General features: G+C 66.7%; 21 protein-coding genes. 4 read left to right on the forward strand and 17 right to left on the reverse strand.

The annotated features are described in order from the left end of the window. Window positions 1-262 precede the first annotated feature (262 nt). The 3 genes from J2W68_RS15945 to J2W68_RS15955 form a co-directional block, all read right to left on the reverse strand. On the reverse strand, window positions 263-697 hold the full coding sequence (locus J2W68_RS15945; protein ID WP_310237816.1) for a response regulator: 435 nt from the start codon (window positions 695-697) through the stop codon (window positions 263-265). After that, the gene (locus J2W68_RS15950; protein ID WP_310237821.1) at window positions 694-1,761 is read right to left on the reverse strand and encodes a PAS domain-containing sensor histidine kinase; all 1,068 of its coding nucleotides are present in this window, start codon (window positions 1,759-1,761) and stop codon (window positions 694-696) included. The genes J2W68_RS15945 and J2W68_RS15950 overlap by 4 nt, the downstream gene beginning before the upstream one ends. Window positions 1,762-1,843: 82 nt before the next feature. Then, window positions 1,844-2,938, reverse strand: coding sequence for a PA0069 family radical SAM protein (locus J2W68_RS15955; protein ID WP_310237824.1), 1,095 nt, complete (start codon window positions 2,936-2,938; stop codon window positions 1,844-1,846). 204 nt (window positions 2,939-3,142) lie between these two features. On the opposite strand from J2W68_RS15955, the gene J2W68_RS15960 reads away from it, so the two are divergent. Next, on the forward strand, window positions 3,143-4,456 hold the full coding sequence (locus J2W68_RS15960) for a sigma-54 interaction domain-containing protein (protein WP_310237826.1): 1,314 nt from the start codon (window positions 3,143-3,145) through the stop codon (window positions 4,454-4,456). Window positions 4,457-4,587: 131 nt separating this feature from the next. Here the strand turns inward: J2W68_RS15960 and J2W68_RS15965 are convergent, their stop codons facing one another. The 6 genes from J2W68_RS15965 to J2W68_RS15990 form a co-directional block, all read right to left on the reverse strand. Further along, window positions 4,588-5,967, reverse strand: coding sequence for a hypothetical protein (locus tag J2W68_RS15965; protein WP_430539757.1), 1,380 nt, complete (start codon window positions 5,965-5,967; stop codon window positions 4,588-4,590). A gap of 37 nt (window positions 5,968-6,004) precedes the next feature. After that, window positions 6,005-6,766, reverse strand: coding sequence for a hypothetical protein (locus J2W68_RS15970; protein WP_310237829.1), 762 nt, complete (start codon window positions 6,764-6,766; stop codon window positions 6,005-6,007). A gap of 14 nt (window positions 6,767-6,780) precedes the next feature. Beyond that, the gene (locus J2W68_RS15975; RefSeq protein WP_310237833.1) at window positions 6,781-7,476 is read right to left on the reverse strand and encodes a C39 family peptidase; all 696 of its coding nucleotides are present in this window, start codon (window positions 7,474-7,476) and stop codon (window positions 6,781-6,783) included. Window positions 7,477-7,656: 180 nt separating this feature from the next. After that, window positions 7,657-9,225, reverse strand: coding sequence for an adhesin (locus J2W68_RS15980; RefSeq protein ID WP_310237836.1), 1,569 nt, complete (start codon window positions 9,223-9,225; stop codon window positions 7,657-7,659). Between the two features lie 53 nt (window positions 9,226-9,278). Then, a complete protein-coding gene (locus tag J2W68_RS15985; RefSeq protein WP_310238065.1) occupies window positions 9,279-9,896 on the reverse strand; it encodes a hypothetical protein in 618 nt (205 codons plus the stop codon). Further along, complete coding sequence (locus J2W68_RS15990) at window positions 9,896-10,417, reverse strand: hypothetical protein (protein WP_310237839.1); 522 nt, start codon at window positions 10,415-10,417, stop codon at window positions 9,896-9,898. The genes J2W68_RS15985 and J2W68_RS15990 overlap by 1 nt, the downstream gene beginning before the upstream one ends. Before the next feature lie 297 nt (window positions 10,418-10,714). Between J2W68_RS15990 and cls the strand changes: the two genes are divergently transcribed. The 3 genes from cls (at window position 10,715) to J2W68_RS16005 (ending at window position 13,593) form a co-directional block, all read left to right on the forward strand. Continuing rightward, the gene (gene cls / locus J2W68_RS15995) at window positions 10,715-12,157 is read left to right on the forward strand and encodes a cardiolipin synthase (RefSeq protein WP_310237842.1); all 1,443 of its coding nucleotides are present in this window, start codon (window positions 10,715-10,717) and stop codon (window positions 12,155-12,157) included. A 396-nt stretch (window positions 12,158-12,553) separates the two neighbouring features. Continuing rightward, a complete protein-coding gene (locus J2W68_RS16000; protein ID WP_310147521.1) occupies window positions 12,554-12,835 on the forward strand; it encodes a hypothetical protein in 282 nt (93 codons plus the stop codon). Beyond that, complete coding sequence (locus tag J2W68_RS16005; protein ID WP_310237845.1) at window positions 12,832-13,593, forward strand: pyridoxine 5'-phosphate synthase; 762 nt, start codon at window positions 12,832-12,834, stop codon at window positions 13,591-13,593. The genes J2W68_RS16000 and J2W68_RS16005 overlap by 4 nt, the downstream gene beginning before the upstream one ends. A 261-nt stretch (window positions 13,594-13,854) precedes the next feature. Here J2W68_RS16005 and J2W68_RS16010 read toward each other — a convergent pair whose 3' ends face one another. The 8 genes from J2W68_RS16010 to recF all read right to left on the reverse strand — a co-directional run bounded on the left by J2W68_RS16010 (window position 13,855) and on the right by recF (window position 22,425). Further along, complete coding sequence (locus J2W68_RS16010) at window positions 13,855-14,265, reverse strand: ExbD/TolR family protein (protein WP_310237849.1); 411 nt, start codon at window positions 14,263-14,265, stop codon at window positions 13,855-13,857. A 15-nt stretch (window positions 14,266-14,280) separates the two neighbouring features. Next, window positions 14,281-14,703: an ExbD/TolR family protein gene (locus J2W68_RS16015; RefSeq protein ID WP_310147515.1), complete on the reverse strand. Its 423-nt coding sequence runs from the start codon at window positions 14,701-14,703 to the stop codon at window positions 14,281-14,283. Window positions 14,704-14,739: 36 nt separating this feature from the next. Continuing rightward, window positions 14,740-15,489, reverse strand: a complete 750-nt coding sequence (locus J2W68_RS16020; protein ID WP_159681206.1) for a MotA/TolQ/ExbB proton channel family protein — start codon at window positions 15,487-15,489, stop codon at window positions 14,740-14,742. Between the two features lie 100 nt (window positions 15,490-15,589). Continuing rightward, a complete protein-coding gene (locus J2W68_RS16025) occupies window positions 15,590-16,255 on the reverse strand; it encodes an energy transducer TonB (protein WP_310237852.1) in 666 nt (221 codons plus the stop codon). Window positions 16,256-16,390: 135 nt separating this feature from the next. Beyond that, window positions 16,391-17,626 (reverse strand): tetratricopeptide repeat protein, encoded by a 1,236-nt coding sequence (locus tag J2W68_RS16030; protein ID WP_310237853.1) that lies wholly within the window; start codon window positions 17,624-17,626, stop codon window positions 16,391-16,393. A 109-nt stretch (window positions 17,627-17,735) separates the two neighbouring features. Next, on the reverse strand, window positions 17,736-18,545 hold the full coding sequence (locus tag J2W68_RS16035) for a M48 family metallopeptidase (RefSeq protein WP_310237856.1): 810 nt from the start codon (window positions 18,543-18,545) through the stop codon (window positions 17,736-17,738). Window positions 18,546-18,651: 106 nt separating this feature from the next. After that, entirely contained in the window at window positions 18,652-21,090 is a 2,439-nt protein-coding gene (gene gyrB, locus J2W68_RS16040; protein ID WP_310237859.1) for a DNA topoisomerase (ATP-hydrolyzing) subunit B, read from the reverse strand. 237 nt (window positions 21,091-21,327) lie between these two features. Then, window positions 21,328-22,425, reverse strand: a complete 1,098-nt coding sequence (gene recF / locus J2W68_RS16045; RefSeq protein ID WP_310237862.1) for a DNA replication/repair protein RecF — start codon at window positions 22,423-22,425, stop codon at window positions 21,328-21,330. Window positions 22,426-22,458: the final 33 nt, after the last annotated feature.

Below are 22,458 nucleotides of genomic sequence, written 5' to 3' on the forward strand. Positions count from 1 at the left end.
CGACGGGGCACGCAGCCCAAACTCGCTACGCTCAGACATGGGCTGCTCTTCGACCCCGCCGCCCTGCGATGCTCGGCTCGCTTTACGGCTCGATTTTCAGATCAAGAGCAAAAGCAAAAAGCAAAAACCAAGCGAAAGCGGTCGCGGCGTCTTTTTCTGGATGCATGCCCAACACGGCGCTCAGCACAGGCACCGCGACCTAATCGTTGCTCGCCTCAGACGAGTCCGACCACCTCAGCAGTCGAACCCGGAAACAACACCATCACCCCCGCGGGTGGTTCAACACCAGCCAGTACAGCCCGATCTGCTTCACCACCTCGACGAACTGCTTGAAGTCCACCGGCTTGCGGATATAGCTGTTGACGCCCAGCGCGTAGCTGGCTTCGACATCGAAGGGTTCGGTGCTGGTGGTCAGCACGACGACCGGCAGACCGCGGGTCGCGGGGTTCGCGCGCAGGGCCTGCAGGACTTCACGGCCGTCGAGCTTGGGCAGGTTGAGATCGAGCAGCACGATGGACGGCAGGTCCGCCGCGTCGCGCTGCGCGTACGTGCCCTGGGCGAACAGGTAGTCGAGCGCCTCGGCGCCGTCGCCGACCACGACCAGCTGGCCGTCGATGGCGGCTTCGGCGAAGGCGATGCGTGTCAGCTCTGCGTCGTCGGGGTTGTCTTCGATCAACAGGATCGTATGGTCGCTCATGGCGCGGCTGCGTCCTCGTCCGGCACCGCCGGCAGTTCGATGAAGAAAGTGGTGCCGGCGTCCGGTTCCGATTCCACGCGGATGTGTCCGCCCTGCGCACGCGCCAGTTGTTGGGCGATGGCCAGGCCGAGACCATGTCCGGCCCCGTCGTCGGCGCTGTGCAGGCGCCTGAACGGCACGAACAGTCGTTCAGCATAGCGCATGTCGAACCCGCGGCCGGCGTCGCGCAGGCGCAGCTGCAGGCGGTCGCCGACGCGTTCGCCCTCGAGTTCGATGCGCACCGTGTCGCGATGCGCGGAGAACTTCCAGGCGTTGTGCAGCAGCTTGCCGAGTAGTTGCTTGAGCGTGTGTTCGTCGCCCCAGGCCCACAGGTCCGGGGCGATGTGGATCTCGGCGGCGCGGCCCGGGTCGGCGTCCTGCAGTTCGGCGCAGATCCAGTCGCCAAGCAGGCTGATGTCGACCGCGGCGGCCGCACGCGGCGGCCGCGAGGCGCGCATGGTTTCGAGCAGGGCGTCGATCAGACCCCCGGCATGGCCGGCCGCGTGCTGGATCCGCTGCAGATGGTCGCGGGCGGTCTGCGGATCGGCGGCGGCGTCGTGGGCGAGCAGCCGGCGCGCGAACTGCTCGATAGCGCGCACCGGCGCGCGAAGTTCATGCGAAATGCCGAAGGCCAGAGTTTCCTGCTGGGCCTCAAGGCGCTTCAGCGCGCTGTCGTCATGCAGTTGCAGCAGCGCGGTGCCATCGGCCAGCGGCTGCAGGGTCAGGCGCAGATGGCGGCCAGCCGCATCGTCGGTGACAGCGACATCGCGCAGGCTGTCGTCTGCGGCCGGGAGCTGGGCCAGGGCGGCGTCGATGCGATCGGCGAGCGCCGGCAGGTGCGTCTGGTGGGCGACGCGGCCCGTCAGTGCAATCGGATCGATCCCCCACAACGCGCCCATCGCAGGGTTCGCACGCAGCCAGCGGCCGTCAGGCGCGAGCACAGCGAGGCTGGTCGGCAGCTGGTCGATCAGGTCCACGGACGCGCCGGCATCGGCGGTCGTCCGCAGTGGGGCGATATCGGACATTGCAACGGCAGGTCTCACGCGGGACCGCGCAGTGTAGAAGACGCGCGCGTTGACGCCAGGTGCAGGCGTCGTGAACGCGACGCTAGAACAGCTCGCCCTGTGGCGAGGCACGGCGCAGCGGCACGAACCGGTCGGTGCGTAGCGGTGGCAGACGCGCGAAGCCGTTCGCGCGCTTGGCCCGGGCAAAACGCGCGGCGATCAGGTCCGCGAACGGGCCTTGCCCGCGCATGCGATGACCGAAGCTGCTGTCGTAATCGCGGCCGCCGTGCAGTTGCTGCAACAGGCTCATGACGTGCGCGGCGCGCTCGGGGTAATGCAGCTCCAGCCATTCCCGCCAGACCGCTTTGAGCTCGTTGGGCAGCCGCAGCAGCACGTAGCCGGCACTGCCAGCGCCAGCCTCGCGCGCGGCGCTGAGGATCGCTTCCAGCTCGTGGTCGGTGATCGCCGGCACGACCGGCGCCACCAGTACACCGACCGGCACACCGGCCTCGTGCAGCGTGCGCATCGCCCGCAGCCGTGCGTGCGGGGCCGCCGCGCGCGGTTCCATGCGGGCCGAGAGGCGGTTGTCGAGCGAGGTCACCGAGAAATGCACCGTGACGAGGCCGGCGGCCGCCATCGGCGCCAGCAGGTCGAGATCGCGGACGACGTTGGCGCTCTTGGTGACGATGCTGAAAGGATGGCGGGCCTCGGCCATGACCTCGATCAGCGCCCGGGTCAGGCCGTAGCGCCGTTCGATCGGTTGATAGCCGTCGGTGTTGATGCCGAGCGCGATGGGCGAGCAGACATAGCCGGGGCGGGCGAACTCGGCGCGCAGGCGCCCGGCGGCATTGGTCTTGGCGAACAGACGGGTTTCGAAGTCCAGGCCCGGCGACAGGTCCAGATAGGCGTGCGAAGGGCGGGCGAAGCAGTAGACGCAGCCATGCTCGCAGCCGCGGTACGGGTTCACCGACTGCGAGAAACTGATGTCGGGCGAGGTATTGCGGCTGACGATGCTGCGCGCACGCTCCTCGGTGACCACCGTGGCTGGCGAGATCGCGTCGTCCTGCTGCAGCTGCAGGGCGTCCCACCCGTCGTCCTCGGCCACGGCGGCGCGCTTCTCGAAGCGGCCGGCGACCCACGAGGCGCTGCCGCGTCCCTTCAGGGCGACCGGAACAGGGGGCGGTGCGCGCGAACTCATCCCGGCAGTCTGACCCCTGCCGGTCTCAGCCCCTGCGACCCGCCCGGGGAATCCGCATGCCCTGTCTGTCCGGCTGTGGACGCTCCCGGCGTTGTTCAGGATCAACACTCGGGGGCATCCAATGGAGGGGGGCATGTTTGACCGTTACATGCCGGCGTTGGCCGGCCCGTCCGCACGTCCGCGAGGGGTCGCGCCGTGGCCTCGATGACGGCGCCTCGCGTGCAACGCTGCGCGGTGTGGTTCGGTACGCCCGGCGCACGCGACGAAGCGGTGTTCGCGGCCAGTGGCTGGCATCTGCGCATCGCCTGTCCGGAAGCCGGCATCCAGGTCGGCATGCGTGGCGGCGATCTGGTGATCGCGGTGATGGATCTGCGCGGCGCGGACGCCGTACGGCTGGCTGCGTTCGAACGCATCCTCGCCGAACACGCCGACCTGCCGAGCCTGGCGCTGGTCGACGATACGCTCGACCCGGGCGATCCCCCCTGCCAGCGCGTGCTGGCCCGCTGCGGTGGTCGCCTGCCGCAGCCTCTCGATTCGCAGCGGCTCGATGCCGCGCTCGCCACCCTGCTCGGCAGTCCGCGGCGCGACATCGCCAGCGTCGGCGGCGAGAGCGCGGCGATGCTCGGCGTACGTGCACTGCTGCATCGCTACGCCGATGTCGAACTGCCGGTGCTGATCACCGGCGAATCCGGCACCGGCAAGGAGCTTGCAGCGCATGCGCTGCATGATCTGTCCAGCCGGCGCACGCGTCCATTCGTGGCGATGAACTGCGGCGCGATCTCGCCGACGCTGGTGCAGTCGGAATTGTTCGGCCACGAGCGCGGCGCGTTCACCGGTGCGGCCACGCGGCGCATGGGCCTGTTCGAATCGGCCGATGGCGGCACCGTCTTCCTCGACGAGATCGGCGACCTGCCGCTCGATGCGCAGACCAATCTGCTGCGCGTGCTGCAGGAGGGCACGATCGAACGCGTCGGCAGCAATCATGCAATCCGGGTCGATGTGCGCGTGCTCGCCGCGACCCATGTGGATCTGGACGCGGCGATCGCCGCAGGCCGGTTCCGTCAGGATCTGTATTACCGCCTCGACGTGCTGCGCCTGCAGCTGCCACCGTTGCGCGCACGTGGCGCCGATGTCGAACTGCTCGCCCGCCAGTTCCTCGATGAATTCCGCGCAGGTCACGCGGTGCAGGCGCGCGGCTTCAGCGCGGCCGCGCGGCAGTGCCTGCGGCAACATGCATGGCCGGGCAACGTGCGCGAACTGCTCAACCGCGTGCGTCGCGCGGCGGTGGTCGCCGAGCATGCGTTGATCGAACCCACGGATCTGCAGCTCGGACACTCGAACGCACAGATCGTCGCGCTGGACCATCACCGCAATCGAACCGAACGCGATGCATTGCTCGATGCCCTGCGCGCGACAGGCTGCAACGTCAGCGCCAGCGCGCGCCGGCTCAGCGTGTCGCGCGTGACGATCTACCGGCTGTGCCGCAAGCACGGCGTGTCGCTGGACGCGTTCCGCTGAGGCCGAACTGCGTCTTCCTGTATGAGCGCGCTTGCGCGCGACGCGCTGTGCCGGGAAAGCGCCATCGCGCGCAAGCGCGCTCATACAGACTGCAGCGCGGCCTGCGCGCCGTCGCGACGATACGCGCTCAGCTACAGCGAGTACGGCACCTTCACCGTCAGGTTGAAGTCCGGTGCATCCGGAGTCAGGCCGATGCCGAGCACGCCGACGAAGGTCGCATTCGATGTCATCGCATGGGTGACGCCGAGGCTCATCGTCGCCGCGTTCGCATCACTGCCGATCAGCTTCACCCAGTCGCCGCCTTCGTAGCGCGTCCGTGCCCGGGCGTTGAGCCGGTCGCTGAAGGAGATGCTCAGGCTGGTGCGCTCATTGAACGCAAAGGCGACGCCGGCGCCGAAGTAGAACGCATGACCCAGCTCGACCCGGCCGGGGTTCGTCGTGTCCGGGTTGTTGTCCAGATCACCGAAGTCCTTTGCGAACGACCGCACGTAACCGACGTTGCCGAACAGGATCGCCGGGTCGGTGGTCTTGACCGCCGACAGTCCGACGGTCGCCTGCCACAGGCCGTTGCCGGTGGGCTGCGCCTCGGGCACGGCGAAGCGGATGAAATTGTCGGAGTCGCGTTCGAGCACACGCCACGGAATGCCGTAGGGCTCACGACCGGTCGGCGCGGTGACGCCGACATTGAGCACCGTTTCCGGCCAGGGACCTCGTTCGCCGAAGAGTTTCCAGTTCGCGCTCGCACTGATGTCACCCAGCCCGTGGCCGTCGGTTTCCTCCTGCGCGATCGCAGCCGCCGCGCCGCCGGCGCCGCCCTTCTGGTAGACGGTCTTGCGCGCGATGTAGGGCACGTCGAGATTGAGGCTCAGGCGCGGGCTCAAGCCCCAGCGCGCGGCGAAGTTGTAGTTCACCGTGTCGGATTCGACGTTTTCGATGGCGATGTTGCCGAGGAAGATCGCATCCAGCGCAAGGAAGCCGTTGAGCGTGACCTGCTTGCGGTCGTAGCGGTTGTAGCTGATGCCGTTTTCCAGCGTGAGCCGGCGGTTGAACAACGCGGTGCTCTGCTGTTTGACGTCGGCGACGCTGCGCGAGTCGGTGTCCTGGGCGCGCTGCGCATCCTCGGCGGTGCTGGCGTACCCCTCGTCGCCACGCGATGCCGGCGAAGCGATCGGCGGCGGTGACGGACCGGCCGGTGGCGCTGGAGGCATCGATCCTGGCGCCTCCGTTTGTGCGGCCACCTGCGGCGCGTCACGTGGCGCGATGGCCGGTGCCACGCCCGCCACGCGTGCCTGCAGCGCCTGGATCTGCATATCCAGTTCGCGCAGCCGGCGCACTTCCTGCGCGTAGGCCTGCTTCAGCGACTGCAGCTCCTGCAGCAGCTGCTGCATGCGCGCACGATCTTCTGCGGTGATCTGCCCGCTGTCCTGCGCCATGCCGACCGTCGGCCACAGCAGCGCGAGTCCCAGCGCGATGGCCAATGGCCTTCGCACGCGTATCGGTGTCGATTTCAAGTTGCCCCTCCCGCATCGACGCGTGTGTCTGCCTGCCTCAGATGCCGCCGGCGCGTGTCATGCCGATGGCCTGGATCAGGTTCTGGTGGATGGTCTGGCTGGACGGCACCGACTGGCGCACGAGCTCCAGTTGCAACTGGTTGCCGACCGCCTGGCCGTTGCCGGCGAGCTGGATGCTCTGGCCGATCGAACGTGCATCGATCCATTGCTCCGCGGCGCCCTGACCGGCGACCTGCAGCAGGATCCGCGCGCCGTCGTCCTCGAGCGACGCTCGCGCGTGTGCGCCGCCCAGCGTCATGTCGGCGACCGTCGTGCTGCCGGTGTGCGCGGCCGCGACGGGAACGTCACCATCGCGCACCTGCAGCGACATGCCGTTGCGCGCGATGTTGCCGTCGCCGGCGACCTGCACGCTCTGCACCAGTCCGCCGACGTTGGCGAGTCCGGACGCGTCGACGTCGCCGGTGCCCGCAGCGACGGCCAGCGCCGGTGTCTGTTCGGTGATCGTGACGCTGGGCTGGAAGCTGACCTCCGGCTTCGCACCGCGCAGATCGAAGCCCAGCTTCACCGCACCCTGTATCGATTGCCCGGCACTGGTGACCCAGTTCGACACCATGGTCACGCCGAACCAGGCGATGCGGTTGTCGCCGACGATGTAGCGGCCGCGCATCGCGCCGAGCTCGCTGTCGGGAATCTCGTGCAGGCCGCTGGCGCGAGAGGGTGTCATCTCATCGCTGGACCACACCGGCGCGACGCTCGCGCCCAGGGCGATGGCCACCAGCCATGTCGTGTAATTGCGCATCTCATGTCTCCCTGTCAGAACAGATCCGCATGACTGAAGCCGAAGTCCAGAAGCTCGGCATCGGTCACCGGTCCCTGGCGCGCGAACAGCCGCTTCGCGCTCGGGCGCTCGACCGGCTGCAACAGCACGCTCGAACGGTCGAAGTCGCTTCCTATGACGATGAAAATGGCCCGCGACGGCCACGATTCGAGAAACTCGGCCATCGGCACGCTGCGGTTGCCGAGGATCGGATCAGCGACTTCCGCGTAATCGCCGCTGACCTGCTTGAGCACAACGAAGTGTCGGAAACCACGCACATCCATCAGCACCAGACCGGGTACGCGCAACGCGCGCAGGCGGTCCTCCTCGATGCGATACCCGCGGCCGCGCATGCCCAGCGATTCCACGTAGCGCTTGATGTCCAGCAGCGAGAAACCACGTGCCTGCACGATGTCCGGATCGGCCAGGCCCATCATCCCTTCGATGACGGTCGCCTCGTCGACATCGAGCCGGTAGGCGTACTTGAGCACCGTCGCCAGTGACGCCGCGCCGCAGCTGTAGTCGGTGTGCTGGCGGACGATGTTGCGGAAGCGTGCTTCGCGCATGCTTTCCACGTTGACCGGCATCACCGCCCCGTTGGGCAGGATGCCGTGGAAGGCCACGTCGGCCGCCCGGACGGGCCCGGCCAGAACGAGCACCGCCAGTGCGATGCCAGCCAAGCTACGGATCATTGCATTCGACTCCAGACGCATTGCGCACGTCGCGTGTCTTCCACTACCGGACCTGCGACCCGCCTCCGGCAATGGAAGCCACGACCTTCGAAAGGAAGACCCCGCGCCACGGGGCATGTGGCGCGGGGCTCCCGGGAGACGCCGGCCTGGGGGCAGACCGGACATCGCACCTCGTCGCCGCTACTCGCCGCCACCGCCCGCAGGCGGCGCTGCTGCGCCCGGCTGCGCGACCGCCATCGACAGGCTATTGGCCTGCAGATTGCCGGTACCTGCCGCCACGTTCACGCCGATATTGCCCGAGGCCGCGCTGAAGGCGCTGCCCGACAGGCTGGCATCGTTGGTGGCCGCGACCGCGACCCAGCGCGAGGTGGTGACCGTGCCGCTGAGCGCCGCGTCGAGCTCGGTGTAGCCCAGCTCGATGAAGGCCAGCTCGCCCGATTCCGAACCCTCGTAGGTGCCTTGCGAGTCGGTATCGAACGCGAGACCACCGATCGGGCCGTGCTCGTCGGAGCCGCGGTACGGGTTGTTCACCGCGCCCTGCGAAGCGCCATCGAAGTCCGCGTGTCCGATCACCGGACCGGCCGGGTGCTGCTCGCCCTGCCACATGTCGGCGTAGAAGTTCGACTGCTGGTAGGCGTTACCCCGCGACTCTGACGTGCCGCTGGTGCTGCCCTCGTAACCGCCATAACCCACCGCGATCGAGTTACCGCGCATCGTGCCGCTGAGCGACACGTTGACGGTGTCGGTGAAGCGCTCGTAGCTGCCGGCGTTGGACGTCACGTTGCCGCTGGACGCCTGGTTGGAGCTGACGCTGGCCTGCGCGTAGGCGGCGGTGGCGACCGAGGCGGCCATCGCGTTCTTCTGCGCGTTGTTGTTGCCCGAGGCGACGTTGACGCCGATGTTGCCGGTCGCCGCCGAGAACGCATTGCCGCCGATGGCCGCGTCGTTGGTCACGCCGTGGTTCATCGTCATGTTCTGCGAACCGATCTGGTTCACGAACACTTCGGCATCGGCGAGACCGAACGCGAAGCCCGCATCGGCGGCCGACAGTGCCGCGGCGTTGTCCTGCACGTTGTTGTCGCCCGCAGCGACGTTGAACAGCAGATTGCCCGAGGCTTCCGAGCCCACGTCGTCGGCGATGCTGGCGGTGTTCTCGAGCACCTTGTTCAGGCCGGTATTGCCGCTCACCGACTGGCGGTTGTCGATCACGGCGATCGCGGCCGAGTCCAGATCGATGCTGCCGGTGATGGTCGGGTCGCCGCTGAAGGCGATGTCCGAGCTCAGCGACAGATCCTTCTCGAGGTTCACCGACACGCCATGCTCGTTGCGCTCGCGACGGATGTCGGAACTCACGTTCTCGGTGCGGTCGATGTTCTCGTACACCTGGTTGGTGCGGATGCGATGGGCCTCGTCGAGGCTCTGGTCGACGGTGACCGCGCGGTCGAAGGAGTCGCTGGAATCCACCGTGTGGGTTTCGGTCAGGCTGCGCTCCGTGGTTTCGGTCACGCTCTGGTCGAGGCTCTGGCGCAGGTACAGATCCGCTTCGGCCGTCAGCAGGAGGTTGGCCGAGGCGTTCAACTCGAGGTTGACGTCGGTATTGGTGTTGGTGACATTGGTTTCATAGTTGCGCGTGTCGTCGATGGTGATGTCGTAATCGACGATCTGCCAGTCGACGCTCTGGGCGTGTGCGGCTCCGACGCCGGCGGCGCTGACGGCAATCGCCAGCAGGGTGGTCTTGATGGTCTTCATGTCTGTGATCTCTCTCTCTCGTCTGCTCGTGGAGTTCCTGTTGAAGTGCCCGGTCACGGCCCCGCCTGGAACGACATCGCCAGCGTGTTGCCGGTGTCGTTCCCGGATCCCGCGACCTGGTTGAGCTGCAACACACCTTCGAAGCCCTGCAGTGCAGTGGGCTCGACGGACGCCACGCGACGATCGGATGTCGCGCCCCCGTGTTCGAAACCGTGCTGTTGCCCCGCCGACGCGAACGCCGCCGACAAGGCACTGTCGTCGTCGGCTTCGCGTATGCCCTGTTGCGCCAGTGCGAGCGACACCGCGTTGAACGACGCGTTGCCGGCCCCACTGGCCTGATTGATCGATGCGATGCCGGATGCACCCGCGAGCGCATTGCCGGCGATGACGGCCGTGGCCGTGTCGGGTGTCGTGGCGGACTCGCGACGGCGCGACTGGCGCGCGTCGACATCGGCGATCGCACGCGTGCCGACCGCGATCGCGCGCAGGTTCGCCTGCTGGTTGAGATCACCGGCGGCGAGATTGATCGCGATCGCGCCGGATGCGCCGACGAATGCATTGCCGTCCACGCGCGATTGCGTGAGGTAGCCGAGCATTGCCGGGTAGTCGTCGGCGGCGAACACAGGCACGGCGGCGAGCAGGCCTAGCGCGAGGCAGGCGGCCACGCGGATCACGGCCCGCCTCCGTTCGCCGGCTGGGCGAAGGGCATCTGAGACAGCGCCCCGGTGATGTGGCCGCCGATGCCGCGGGTTGCGCCGGTGACCATGCCCGAGACGCCGCCGGTGGCCGCGCCGAGCGTGCCGGCGCCCTGCACGCCGCTGGCGTCGCGTGCATTTGCGCTACCGCCCAGGGCGCCGGTCAGCACCTGCGTGACCGGCGCAGCGATACCACCGTTGCCGCGCATCGCGCCCTGCACTTGGTGGCCGGTGTCGAGCGCAAGGAAGTCCGCGTCGCTGAGTTCGCCGCCGGGCAGCGACGGCATCAGTTGCCGGTTCGGTGTCGGATCGACAATTAGGCCGATGCCCGGGGGCGCCTGGCGTACCGCATGACGGGCACTGACGTCGCGCAGCAGCACCATCTCGCCGGGGGTCGGATGCACACCGGCGCGCGCACCGGCAGCCTGCACGGCACCTGCGGCCAGGGTCAGGCACGGCAGCAGCAGGATCAGGCCCGTCTGGATTGGTTGGCGCATTGTCGGCTCCCCGGTTCTTCAGCGAGGGAGTCAACGCAGGGCGCGTGCCAAGTTCTTTTATCCTTACATATCAATTGTTTGGAAGTTATTCGAGTGAGTGCTGCCACGCACACCGTCGCGTCCTGTTACACGCGCATTCGCCGTGGATCGCCTGCAAGCGCGCGGTGGCGCGGTTGGACCTGTGTTGCGTGGATGCAACACCCGTCTGTCACAGGTCACAGTGCATCGGCACTGCGCTTTTTCGCAGGTCGCCTCTACCCTGTGCGCGGCGCGATCGGCGCTGTTGTCGAGTCCCCCATGTCCACATCCCTGCAGCGCGCCTGGGAGTCGTTCGCGACCATGCCGCATTTCCTGACGCTGCTGGCGGTGGGCTGGGCGCTGTATCTGCTGGTGCTGGGCATGTGGATCGTGCTGCAGAAGCGCGAGCCGGTGGCGACCCTGAGCTGGCTGCTGGGCCTCGCCCTGCTGCCCTATGTGGGGTTTCTGATCTATCACGTGTTCGGACCGCAGAAGATCCGCCGCAACCGCCTGCGCCGCAGCCACAGCCGCGCGTCGATGCGCAGCGCGCAGATCGAATCCGAGCAGGGTGAAGCCGCCGAACTCGTGCGTCTGGGGCAGGCGACGACTGGCTTGCCGGCGACATCGTCGGCGCAGGTGGAGCTGCTGGTCGATGGCGCGGCGAAATACACCGCGCTGCTCGCCGACATCGCGCGCGCCGAGCATCACGTGCATCTCGAGTACTACATCTACGAGCCCGACACGACCGGCGCTGCGTTGCGCGATGCGCTGGTCGAACGCGCACGTGCCGGTGTGCGCGTGCGCGTGCTGCTCGACTTTGTCGGCTCAAAGGCGTCACGCAAGTTCTTCGCGCCGCTGATCGAGGCTGGTGGCGAACTCGCCTGGTTCCACCCGATGCGTTTCGGGCGCATCTGGCGCCGGCCGTGGACCAACCTGCGCACGCATCGCAAGATCGTCGTGATCGACGGCCGCATCGGCTACACCGGCGGCATGAACATCACCGACGAGCAGGACGAGCGCCTGCGCAGCGACGCCTACCGCGATCTGCACATGCGCCTGGTCGGAAAATCGGTGCGCGTGCTGCAACTGGTGTTCGCCGAGGACTGGGCCTACGCCACCGGCCGCCGCGACTTCCTCGCCGAAGTCGAACGCCAGACCCCTGCAGCAGACGCGGGACCGATTCGCACCCAGGTGCTGACCTCCGGGCCGGATTCCAACTGGGAAGCGATCCATCGCGCGCATGTGGGCGCGATCCATGCCGCGAAGCAGCGCGTGTGGATGACGACGCCTTATTTCGTACCCGGCGAGGCGGCGATGATGGCGCTGACATCCGCTGCGCTCGCCGGACTCGACGTGCGTCTCTTGGTACCAAAGACCAGCGACTCGAAACTGGTGACACTGGCCGCGCGCTCGTACTTCGGCCAGTTGCTGGTCGCCGGGGTGAAGATCTACGAATACCGCTCGCGCCTGCTGCACAGCAAGACGCTGCTGGTCGACGATCATCTGGCACTGATCGGCAGCGCGAACTTCGACCATCGCAGCTTCCGGCTCAACTTCGAAGTCTCCGTGCTGTTCGACGACGCCGGCATGGCCGCCGCGCTTGCGCAGTACATCGAACGCGAATTCGCGAACGCCCCGCGCGTGCAGCGTGGCCGTCGTCGCCCGCTGCTGACGGCCCGGCTGCCCGAAGCGCTCGCACGGCTGTGCTCGCCGCTGCTGTAGGCGCGGGTTCTCTCGGCCCGGTGTGTCGCCGGCAGCGACAGGACGGGGCCGCGCTGCACACCTGTCGAGGAGGCCGTCCACCGGGGTTCGAACGCGTGCGTTCGAATCCATGGACCGGCATCAGCCTTGCGCTTCGGGCCGCGCCGGACAGTGCCCGTACATGCGCCGATGGACGAATACGCAAGCGCTCGACGCGACGGGTTCCACCGCGTGTGTCCATCCCGAGGCTCGACGCTGGCCAGGCGGCGACCCCGGCGCCGCGCCGCGAGACCTCGCAACGATGCGCGCTGCCGCTCATCGCCCGGGTCGCACGTTCGTCCAGACAGCAGCGCGCCGGAGCGGGTTCCAGCCGACGACTGGTTTAGACTCGCTCACACGTCAGGCGGAGCCCGCCCCATGCCCTGGTTGTTCCTGTTGCTCGCGCTCGGCGCGGTCGTCATCGCGTTCACCACCACGTCGGTCCCACTTGCGGCGATCGCGCTGGTGCTGTCGCTCGTGTTCGTGGTGATCGGCGTGCTGGGCCTCTTGGCACAGCGCGTCGGCAACCAGAGTCGCAGCGAGGCAATGATGGTCGATCCGGTGGAACTGCGCCGGCTGCGCGAGCAGGCCGATGCCCGTCGCGCCGCTGCGGCGGCGCCTATCGACGATCCGGCCCGCACGCCTCCTGCAGGCCCGTGACCCGGCTCAGCGTCAACGTCAACAAGATTGCGGTGCTGCGTAACTCGCGCGGCGGCGGCGATCCCGATGTCGTGCGCGCAGCGCAGGCCTGCCTTGATGCAGGTGCCCACGGGATCACCGTCCACCCGCGGCCCGATGCCCGGCACATCCGGGCCAGTGACGTGCAGGCCTTGGCGCAGCTGACGGCCGAGCGCGGGGTCGAGTTCAACATCGAAGGCAACCCGTTCGCGCCACCGCGCGATGGCTATCCGGGCCTGCTGGCGCTGTGCGAGCAGACGCGCCCGGCGCAGGTCACGCTGGTCCCTGACGGCGATGCGCAACTGACGTCGGACCATGGCTTCGATTTCGCGCGCGAGCGTGACGCATTGATTCCGCTGGTCGCCGCGTTCCGAGGTCTCGGCTGTCGCGTCAGCCTGTTCGCGAATGCCGGCGCAGACATCGAGTCGGCGCGCGCCGCCGGCGCCGATCGCATCGAGCTCTATACCGGGCCGTGGGCCGAAGCCTTTGAAGCCGGCACGCCGGATGCGGCGCTGCCCGCATTCGTGTCCACGGCACGCGGCGCACGCGCCGCCGGACTTGGCGTCAATGCCGGCCACGATCTCAGCCAGGCCAATCTCGCTGCATTTCTCGTCGCGCTCGGCGATGTCGATGAAGTCTCGATCGGCCACGCGTTGATCGGCGAGGCGTTGTACGACGGTCTGGAACCCACTGTGCGTCGCTATCTCGCGATCCTCGAAGAGGCCGCCGCCCACTTCTGATCCGCGCATTGGGTCTGGGCCTTACTGCTCGATCGTTGACGCCTAGCTGGCGCGCATCCGCACGTATCGACACTGCGGCCTTATTCCAGGCTGCAGCGGGAGATCGCGCGACCACCATGGTCAGATCCGGCCGACTCGATCCTGCGTTGATCGTTCGCGTTTCCCGCCGCGCACAAAAAAAACGCCGCCCGTAGGCGGCGTTCAAATCACTGCATCGTTCACCGGTGCGTGCTGCAGGCCCGCACCGGTGTGTACTGCGATTTACTGGCGCACGAAACCGATCTTCTGCATCTGCGCGTTCTTCGCTTCCGCCAACACCTTGGCCAGCACGCCGTAATCGGCGTCGCCATTGGTGTCGATCTCGAGCGTCGGCTGATTGGTCGGGTCACGCTGGACTTCCGACTCCATCATGTTGCGCAGTGCCGAGACTGGCGTCGGGCTGTCGTTCCAGAAGATCTGGCCCGAACCGTCGATGCGCAGCCGGATCGGCTCCGGTGGTTCCACCGGATTCTCCGGCGGCGTCGTTGAACGCTGCGGAAGATCGATGTCGATTGGATAGGAAGCCTTCGGCGCCGTCACCATGAAGATGATCAGCAGCACCAACATCACGTCGCAGAGCGGAATGATGTTGATGTCGGCCATTGGGCCTTCGCCACCGGATGAAAATGCCATGCGTGTTGCTCCGGTTTACCTGTTTTCGACCGTGGCGATGAAGCCGACCTTACGCATGCCCTGGGCCTGCGCAGTGTTGACCACCTCGTTGATCGTCCGGTACTTCGTCGTCGAGTCGCCACGGATGTTGACCGGCGGCTGCGGCGTCTTCTGGGCCTCGACCGAGAAGGCGCTCTCCAGCAGCTGGAGCGTCACCGGCTCGTCGTTGAGGTAGATGTCACCGGTTTCGGTGACCGCTACCGTCAACGGCGTGGCGCCGGGGACATTCTCTGGCCGCTCGTCGAGGTTAGCTTCCGGCAGTTCGACCTGCACCTTGTGCGCCATCAGCGGTGCCGTGACCATGAAGATGATCAGCAGCACCAGCATGACGTCGACAAGCGGGACGATGTTGATCGTGGCGTTGACCTTGTCGTTGCCACCACCTGAGCTGAAAGCCATATCTGAACTCCGTTGTCGCTAAGACGTGCGCGCTTCTTAGACCTTGGCCGGAGCCGGCGTCTCGCCGACGCGCGAACCGGTGGCGAAGAAGTCGTGCAGGTCGTGCGCGAAGGTGTCGAGCTTGTTGTTCGTACCGCGGTTCAGACGGACGAAGAAGTTGTAGCCAAGCACGGCCGGAATCGCGACGCCCAGACCGATTGCGGTCATGATCAGCGCCTCGCCAACCGGACCCGCCACCGCGCCGATGTCGGCCTGGCCGCTGGCACCGATGCGGATCAGGGCGCGATAGATGCCCCACACCGTACCGAGCAGACCCACGAACGGGGCGGTTGCGCCGACGGTCGCGAGCACGGTCAGACCGTCTTCGAGCTTCAGCGATTCGCGGGTCACGGCCTGACGCAGGGCGCGATCGACGAATTCCGAACGGTTCAGCGACTCGACCAGACGCGAACCTTCATGACGCTGGTGATGCGCGGCGGCCTGTGCGGCGTCGAGGGCGACCTTCGAGAAGGGCTCGCTCTTGGGCTGCTCTTCCATGAAGCGGATCGCATCCTGCGCGTTCGAGGTTTCCCAGAACGTGTTGATCACGCGATCGGTGCTGCCCTTCAGGCGCGCGGCCTTGATCGCATTGAAAATGATCCAGAAGATCGACATGGCCGACATCACGATCAGAACGATGAGCACGGTCCAGTTGACCGCGTCCATGTGCTCGATCATGTCAGCGAAGCCCATCGACTCCAGACCGGCAGCGTTGGACACAGCGGCGTTGGTGGTTTCCTGCAGCATGACGCTTACCTTCTAGATGTAGTGGTTTGAAGAGTGGAACGTTGACGCGTAATTGTCGACGTCCCGAAAGACGTCGGTGCATTCGGATGGAGCGGGTCGATCAGCCGAGGTTGAAGTCGACCGGGACGCGGACGCGACCAGCCGCCGGCTGACCGTCCTTCGTCGCAGGCGTGAACGACCACTTGCGTGCGGCTTCGATCGCAGCGCGGTCGAGGTCACGGTTGCGGCTCGACTTCTCGACCGACACGTTGGTGACGTTGCCATTGGCATCGACATCGATCACCAGGATCACCGTGCCCTCGATCTGCGCGCGTGCAGCGGCAGGCGGGTAGCGCGGCGGATTCATGTTCTTCGACGAGATGTCCACGCTGGCGCCGATGTCGGCAGAAGGCGCGGGCGGCGAAGGCGGTGCGGGCGGCGGTGCAGGCGTATCCATCGGCGACGGTTCGTCGAACACGACCGGCGGCGCTTCCGGCGGCGGCGGCACCGGCGTCGGACGCGGCGGGGTGAGTTCCTTGATCGGCGTCGGCTTCGGCGGTTCCGGCGGCGGCGGCGGCGGCGGCGGGGGCGGCGGGGGCGGTTCGATGATCACGACACGCGTGGCCGCTTCTTCCTGCGCTGCCGCATTCGGCGGATTGACAGGCGCCAGCAGCAGCATGATCGCAGCAGCGTGGAACGCGACCACCATCGTGAAGCCGGCGATGCGGCCCCAGTTCAGGCCCTCGTCTTCGTCGTTCCTGTCGGTCGTCGTCGAGCGTTGCGTCATGCGGAGAACTCTGGTGAGGCCGGGGTCGAGACCCCGGTGGAAAGTTGAACTACTGACCTGTTCGGGCAGCAGGAACCCGAAAGCTTATACCAATCCAAGTGACCAGCACCATCCATGATGTGGTGCAATTTTTTCTTAACGACCCGAGATGATGCGCTCCGCATCGGTATTGGATTTCAGGCCCTTCGCAATGGCCTGACGTGCCGCTTCCTTGGCTTCGTCGGCGCGGCCTTCCTGATGGAGCACGCGCGCGAGGTTGAGATACGTGTCGCCGTTCTCGGCGAGCGGGGCGGCCTTGCGCCATGCGGCGATCGCAGGCTCGATCTGCTCACTGAAATAGTTGGCCTGACCGAGCGCCGCCATCGTGCGGTAATCCTCTTGGAGGATGTTCTTCTGCAGGCCCTCGTTGATCACAGCGATCGCTTCGCGCTCCTTGTTCTCACTGTTGAGATACAGCGCGTAGAGGTTGCGGTACTCGCTTTCTTCGGTGAGCTGGCCCGATGCGCGCAGACGTTCGAAGACTTCGATCGCCTTGTCGTTCTGGTCGGTCTGCAGATAGGACACGGCGAGGTTGACCTGCGAGCGCTTGTCGTCAGGCGTCGCCTGCGCGACCTGTTCGGCCAGACGCGTGGCTTCCACGCTATTGCCCGACTCGGCGTACGACGCCATCAGGATCTGCGACCACTGCGGATCGACTTCACCGCCCGCATCGACCAGCGGCTTGAGCGTGGCGATCGCCTCGGGGTAGCGCTCCAGGCGATAGAGCAGATTGCCCTTGAGCGCCTGGTCCTTGGGATCGGTCGAACCCGACTCGGTGATGTAGCGGTCGAGCGATGCCAGCGCCTGGTCGTACTTGTCTTCCTGCGCCTGCAGCTGCGCGACGATCAGCATCGCCTGGAAATGATTGTTGTTGTCGAGGCCGCCGGTTTCGATGGCCTGGTTGAGATAGGTAATCGCACGATCGTTGTCCTCGTTGAGGAGCAACTGGCCTGCAAGCAGGCCGGCCATCGACTTGTCGTAGGTGTTCGCGGCGCTGTTGGCGAGAATCTCGTCCGCGACCGGCAGACCCTTGGCCGTATCCGATGCATTGGCCGCTTCCGACAGGGTGTTGAGCTGCTTGACCAGCCGCTGGCTGGCGGACACACCCGGCTCCTGGCGGCTGCTGTTGGGATACAGCGCCTCGGCCTTCTGCGACGCCTGTCGCGAGTTGCGACGCTCGCTGCGATCGGCGCTACGCGAGGAGCGGTCGGCGCGACTGCTGCGGTCGCTGCCTTCATCCTGCGCAAGCGCGATGGACGGCGCGGCGAACGCGAGCAGGGCGGTGGTCAGGGCGGCGGCAAGCGCCTGCTGGGACATGCGGGACTTCGACATGGAGCACCTCGTTGGCAGGTGGCCCGCGGTGCGCCGGGGGCCGGAGTCTGGATAAGGCGATTATCGCCAAATGGTTGCAGCCGCGCGTGCAGTCGGCTGCGGAATGGCATCAACCGCAGCGCGGACGCTTGCCTGCGGCCTGGGCCTGCTCGTAGGTCGGCACCAGGCTCGCCGCGCGCGTCTGCAGTTCGCTGATACGGTTTTCAGGGTTGGGATGCGTCGACAGCCACTGCGGCGGACGGCTTCCGCCGCTGGCCGCGATCATGTTCTGCCAGAGGCCGACCGCGGCGCGTGGATCGAAGCCGGCCTTGGCCATCAGATCCTGACCAACGACATCGGCCTCGGTTTCCTGCACGCGGGTGCCGGGCAGCAGGAAGGTCGTCTGCAGCGCCGCGCCGCCGAGCTGGTTCGCCGACTGCTGCGCGCCTTCGCCGTAGCGGGAGCCCAGCGCAGCGCCAGCAACGCCCAGCAGGCCTTGCGCGCCCATCTGGCGGGTGATGCGTTCGTCGTGGTGGTTGGCGTAGACGTGGCCGATCTCGTGCGCGATCACCGCCGCCAGCTGATCCTGGTTCTGTGCGACCTTGAGAATTCCGGTGTGCACGCCGACCTTGCCACCCGGCAGGGCGAATGCGTTGGGGTTGTCGTCGACGAAGACCACCGATTCCCAGTTGAGCTGCTGCCAGTTGGCCGGCAGCTCGCGCACGATATCGGTGACGATGCAGCGCACATAGGCCTGCTGCTTGGCGTCCGGCGAGGCGCGCATCTGGGTCTTGGTTTCGGCGAATGCCTGCTCGCCCATCTGGTTGAGCTGCGCCGCGGTCACGGCGCCAACGTACTGGGTACGTCCGGTCGGGGAGGTGGTCGTCGCGCAGCCCGCAAGCAACACAGCCGCAGCGAGCGCCGTAATAGGCGTTTTCATGGTGGGACTCCCCTGTTCAAGAACCCACCTTTTAGAACGGCGGGGATTAACGCGCCGTCAACCGCGCCTCCATACGGAGGCGCACGGTATGCGGCAATCCGACGGGTCAGACGTCGAGATTGGCGACCTTGAGCGCGTTGTCGTCGATGAATGCACGACGCGGCTCGACGACATCCCCCATCAGCGTGCTGAAGATCTCGTCCGCGGCGACCGCGTCCTCGATCCGCACCTGCAACAGGCGGCGGGTCTCCGGATTGACCGTAGTGTCCCAGAGCTGCTCGGGATTCATTTCACCCAGACCCTTGAAGCGCTGGATCTGGCGGCCGCGCTTGGCTTCATCAAGCAACCAAGCCTGCGCCTCGGCGAAGGATTTGATCGGCTGCGCGCGGTTGCCCCGCACGATCTGCGCGCCCTCGCGGACCAGACCGTGCAACTGCCGGGCTGCCTCGCCGATTGCGCGGAGTTCGCCGGTCTCCAGCGTGGCCAGCGGCACCAGCTGCACGACGTCCAGACCCATATGCTGACGATCGATCGTCAGCACCGCGCCGCGTGCTTCAGTGGCGGGCTGGATGCCGAACCGGTAACGCGGACGCCCGAGCCCCTTCTGGTTCAGACGCGCCTCCAGGCCGCGCAGCGTCGTGGCGACCTCGTCATCACTACCGACGGCGATCGGCGCCACGTCGAGCAGCAGTTCCATCACCGCCGGATCGTAGCGGTGCGCATTGCGATTGATGGTTTCTCTCGCCGCCGCGAACACCAGCAGCAGCTTCTCCAGCGCGGAGCCCTCGATCGCGGGCTCGCCAGCGGCAGGCGTCAGCCCGGCGCCCTCGACCGCATTGCCGGCGAGGTAGGCATCGAGCGCGGCGTCGTCCTTGAGATAGATCTCGTTCTTGCCCTGCTTGATCTTGTACAGCGGCGGCAGGCCGATGTAGACGTAGCCGCGCTCAATCAGTTCCGGCATCTGCCGGTAGAAGAACGTCAGCAGCAGCGTGCGGATGTGCGATCCGTCCACGTCGGCGTCGGTCATGATGATGATGCGGTGGTAGCGCAGCTTGTCGGGGTTGTACTCGTCCTTGCCGATGCCGGTGCCCAGCGCGGTGATCAGCGTGCCGACCTCGGCGCTGGCGAGCATGCGGTCGAAGCGCGCACGCTCGACATTGAGGATCTTGCCGCGCAGCGGCAGCACCGCCTGGTTCTTGCGGTTGCGGCCCTGCTTGGCGGAACCACCCGCCGAGTCACCCTCGACGATGAAGAGTTCCGACAGCGCCGGATCCTTCTCCTGGCAGTCGGCCAGCTTGCCCGGGAGGCCGGCGATGTCGAGTGCACCCTTGCGGCGCGTCAGATCGCGCGCCTTGCGCGCAGCCTCGCGGGCACGAGCGGCGTCGACAATCTTGCCGGCGATGGCGCGGGCTTCGGCCGGGTTCTCGTCGAGGAATTCCTGCAGCCGCTGGCCGAAGGCGCTCTCGACCACCGGGCGGACCTCGGAGGAGACCAGCTTTTCCTTGGTCTGCGAGGAAAAGCTCGGATCCGGCACCTTGACCGACAGCACGGCAATCATGCCTTCGCGCATGTCGTCGCCCGACAGCGCCACCTTGGCCTGCTTGGCGATGCCGTTACGTTCGATGTAGTTGGTCAGCGTACGCGTCAGCGCAGCGCGGAAGCCGATCAGATGGGTACCGCCATCCTTCTGCGGGATGTTGTTGGTGAAGCAGAACATCGTTTCCTGGTAGGCGTCGGTCCACTGCAGGGCAACGTCGACCGTGATGCCGTTCTGCTCGCCGGTCACCGAGATCACGTTCGGGTGCAGCGGCGTCTTGAGCTGGGCCAGATGCTCGACGAACGAGCGGATACCGCCCTCGTACTCGAACAGGTCGCGACGCCCGTCGCCGCGCAGGTCGACGAGATTGATCTTCACGCCGGAGTTGAGGAACGACAGCTCCCGCAGGCGGCGCGCGAGGATGTCGTAGTGGAATGTGACGTCCGAGAACGTCGACACCGCCGGCCAGAAGCGCAGCAGCGTGCCGCGCTTGGTCGAGGGCTCGCCGCGCTCGACCGGCGACACCGCCACGCCCATCGCATATTCCTGATGGTGGTGGAAGCCGTCACGCCAGATGTCGAGGGTGAGCTTCTCGCTCAGCGCGTTGACCACGGACACACCCACACCGTGCAGGCCGCCGGACACCTTGTAGCTGTTGTCGTCGAACTTACCGCCCGCGTGCAGCTGGGTCATGATGACCTCGGCCGCCGAGATGCCTTCTTCCTTGTGGATGTCGACCGGGATACCGCGGCCGTTGTCCGACACCGACACCGAGCCGTCCTCGTGGATGGTCACCACGATGTCGTCGGCGTGGCCTGCCAGCGCCTCGTCGATGGAGTTGTCGACGACCTCGAACACCATGTGGTGCAGGCCGGTACCGTCGTGCACGTCACCGATGTACATACCGGGACGCTTGCGCACGGCCTCAAGGCCACGCAGGACGGTGATTCGGCTGGAATCGTAATCGGAGTTGGCGGGGGCGCCGCTGGAGATCGTCTCGTCGCTCATTCGGTTCGCTGTCTGGCCGGGAGCGCGGCGTCCCGGCGCGGCGTCCGGACGGGCCGGGCGCACACGGCAGGAATGGGCCGCAAGGGCGGAATTATAGCAGTTCGGGCCCAGCACCCCGACCGGTGTTCCACGTGGAACGCCCATGCGCGAGAAGAACTTTCAAACCGGCCACCGACGATGTTTCACGTGGAACACGAGTTACCCGAGGCCTAGGTGGCGAAACCGGATCTCGACGTTTCATGCGTCCCGGACCACGCCATGTTCCACGTGGAACGTCGTCGCATTATCGAGCACATTGTCCGGCCAGTGGTCCGGGCGCTCGGTGCCTGTGATCAGCACCTGAGCGCCAGCATCCCGCAGATACGTCAGGACCTGTCGCTGGTGATGGCGATCGAGCTCTGACGCCAGATCATCGAGTGCAATCACCGGCCATCGACCTTCGAACCGTCTGGCGCAATCCCGCGCCTGTGCAAGCAGGCAGCACAGTGCCGACTGCTTGGCCTGACCGCGTGACAGCAGCGACTGCTCCGGCCGGTCATCGAAGCGGATCCGCCAGTCGGCGCGGTGAGGACCCACGCTGGTATGCCCGGCGGCGCGGTCGCGATCCCGGGCCACCATCAGCGCATCCGACAGTGAAAGCTCGTGGCGACGCCAACCTGGTAGAAAGACCAGCTCCGGGGCGCCGAGTGCCGGCGCCACCTGTTCGGCCACCGCCTGTACGGCAATCTGCAAACGCTGCAGATAGGCCTCACGTCTCGTATCCAGCGGAACGGCCGCATCGGCAAGCTCATGATCCCAGGCATCGAGCTGTGAGCCGCCCGCGCCTGACTTGAGTAAGGCATTGCGCTGCCGCAAGGCGCGGGCATAACGGCGCCATTGCTGCAAAAAGTCCTGTTCCACGTGGAACAGTCCCCAATCGAGGAAGCGGCGGCGGACCTCGCTGCTGCCGGAGATCAGCGCATGGCTGCCGGGTTCGAAGGTGACGACCATCAACGCCGCGCACAGATCTCCGAGCTGGGCGACGTCTTCGCCATCCAGGCGTCCGCTCCAGTCCTGGCCTGTGTGCCTCAAGCCAGCGCGACGGATGCGCTCCGGATGGGTCGGATCCTCGCGCCACTCCGCGTACAGCTCGACCGCTTCGCGGCCACGCTGCACCAGTCCATCTCGGACCCGGCCGCGGAAGCTTCGGCCGTAGGCCATCAGGTGCAGTCCTTCCAGCACGCTGGTCTTGCCGGCGCCGTTGTCACCCAGCAGCAGATTCAAGCCGGAACCGGGCCGCAGCGAAGTGGGCTGCAGATTACGCACGTTATGGAGGTCGAAGCGGGTGATCTGCACGGAAATCCTGACAGGCCGGAACGGAAGACGCCC

It is taken from the genome of Luteimonas terrae (assembly GCF_031457535.1).
In the GTDB taxonomy this organism is placed as follows: domain Bacteria; phylum Pseudomonadota; class Gammaproteobacteria; order Xanthomonadales; family Xanthomonadaceae; genus Luteimonas; species Luteimonas terrae_A.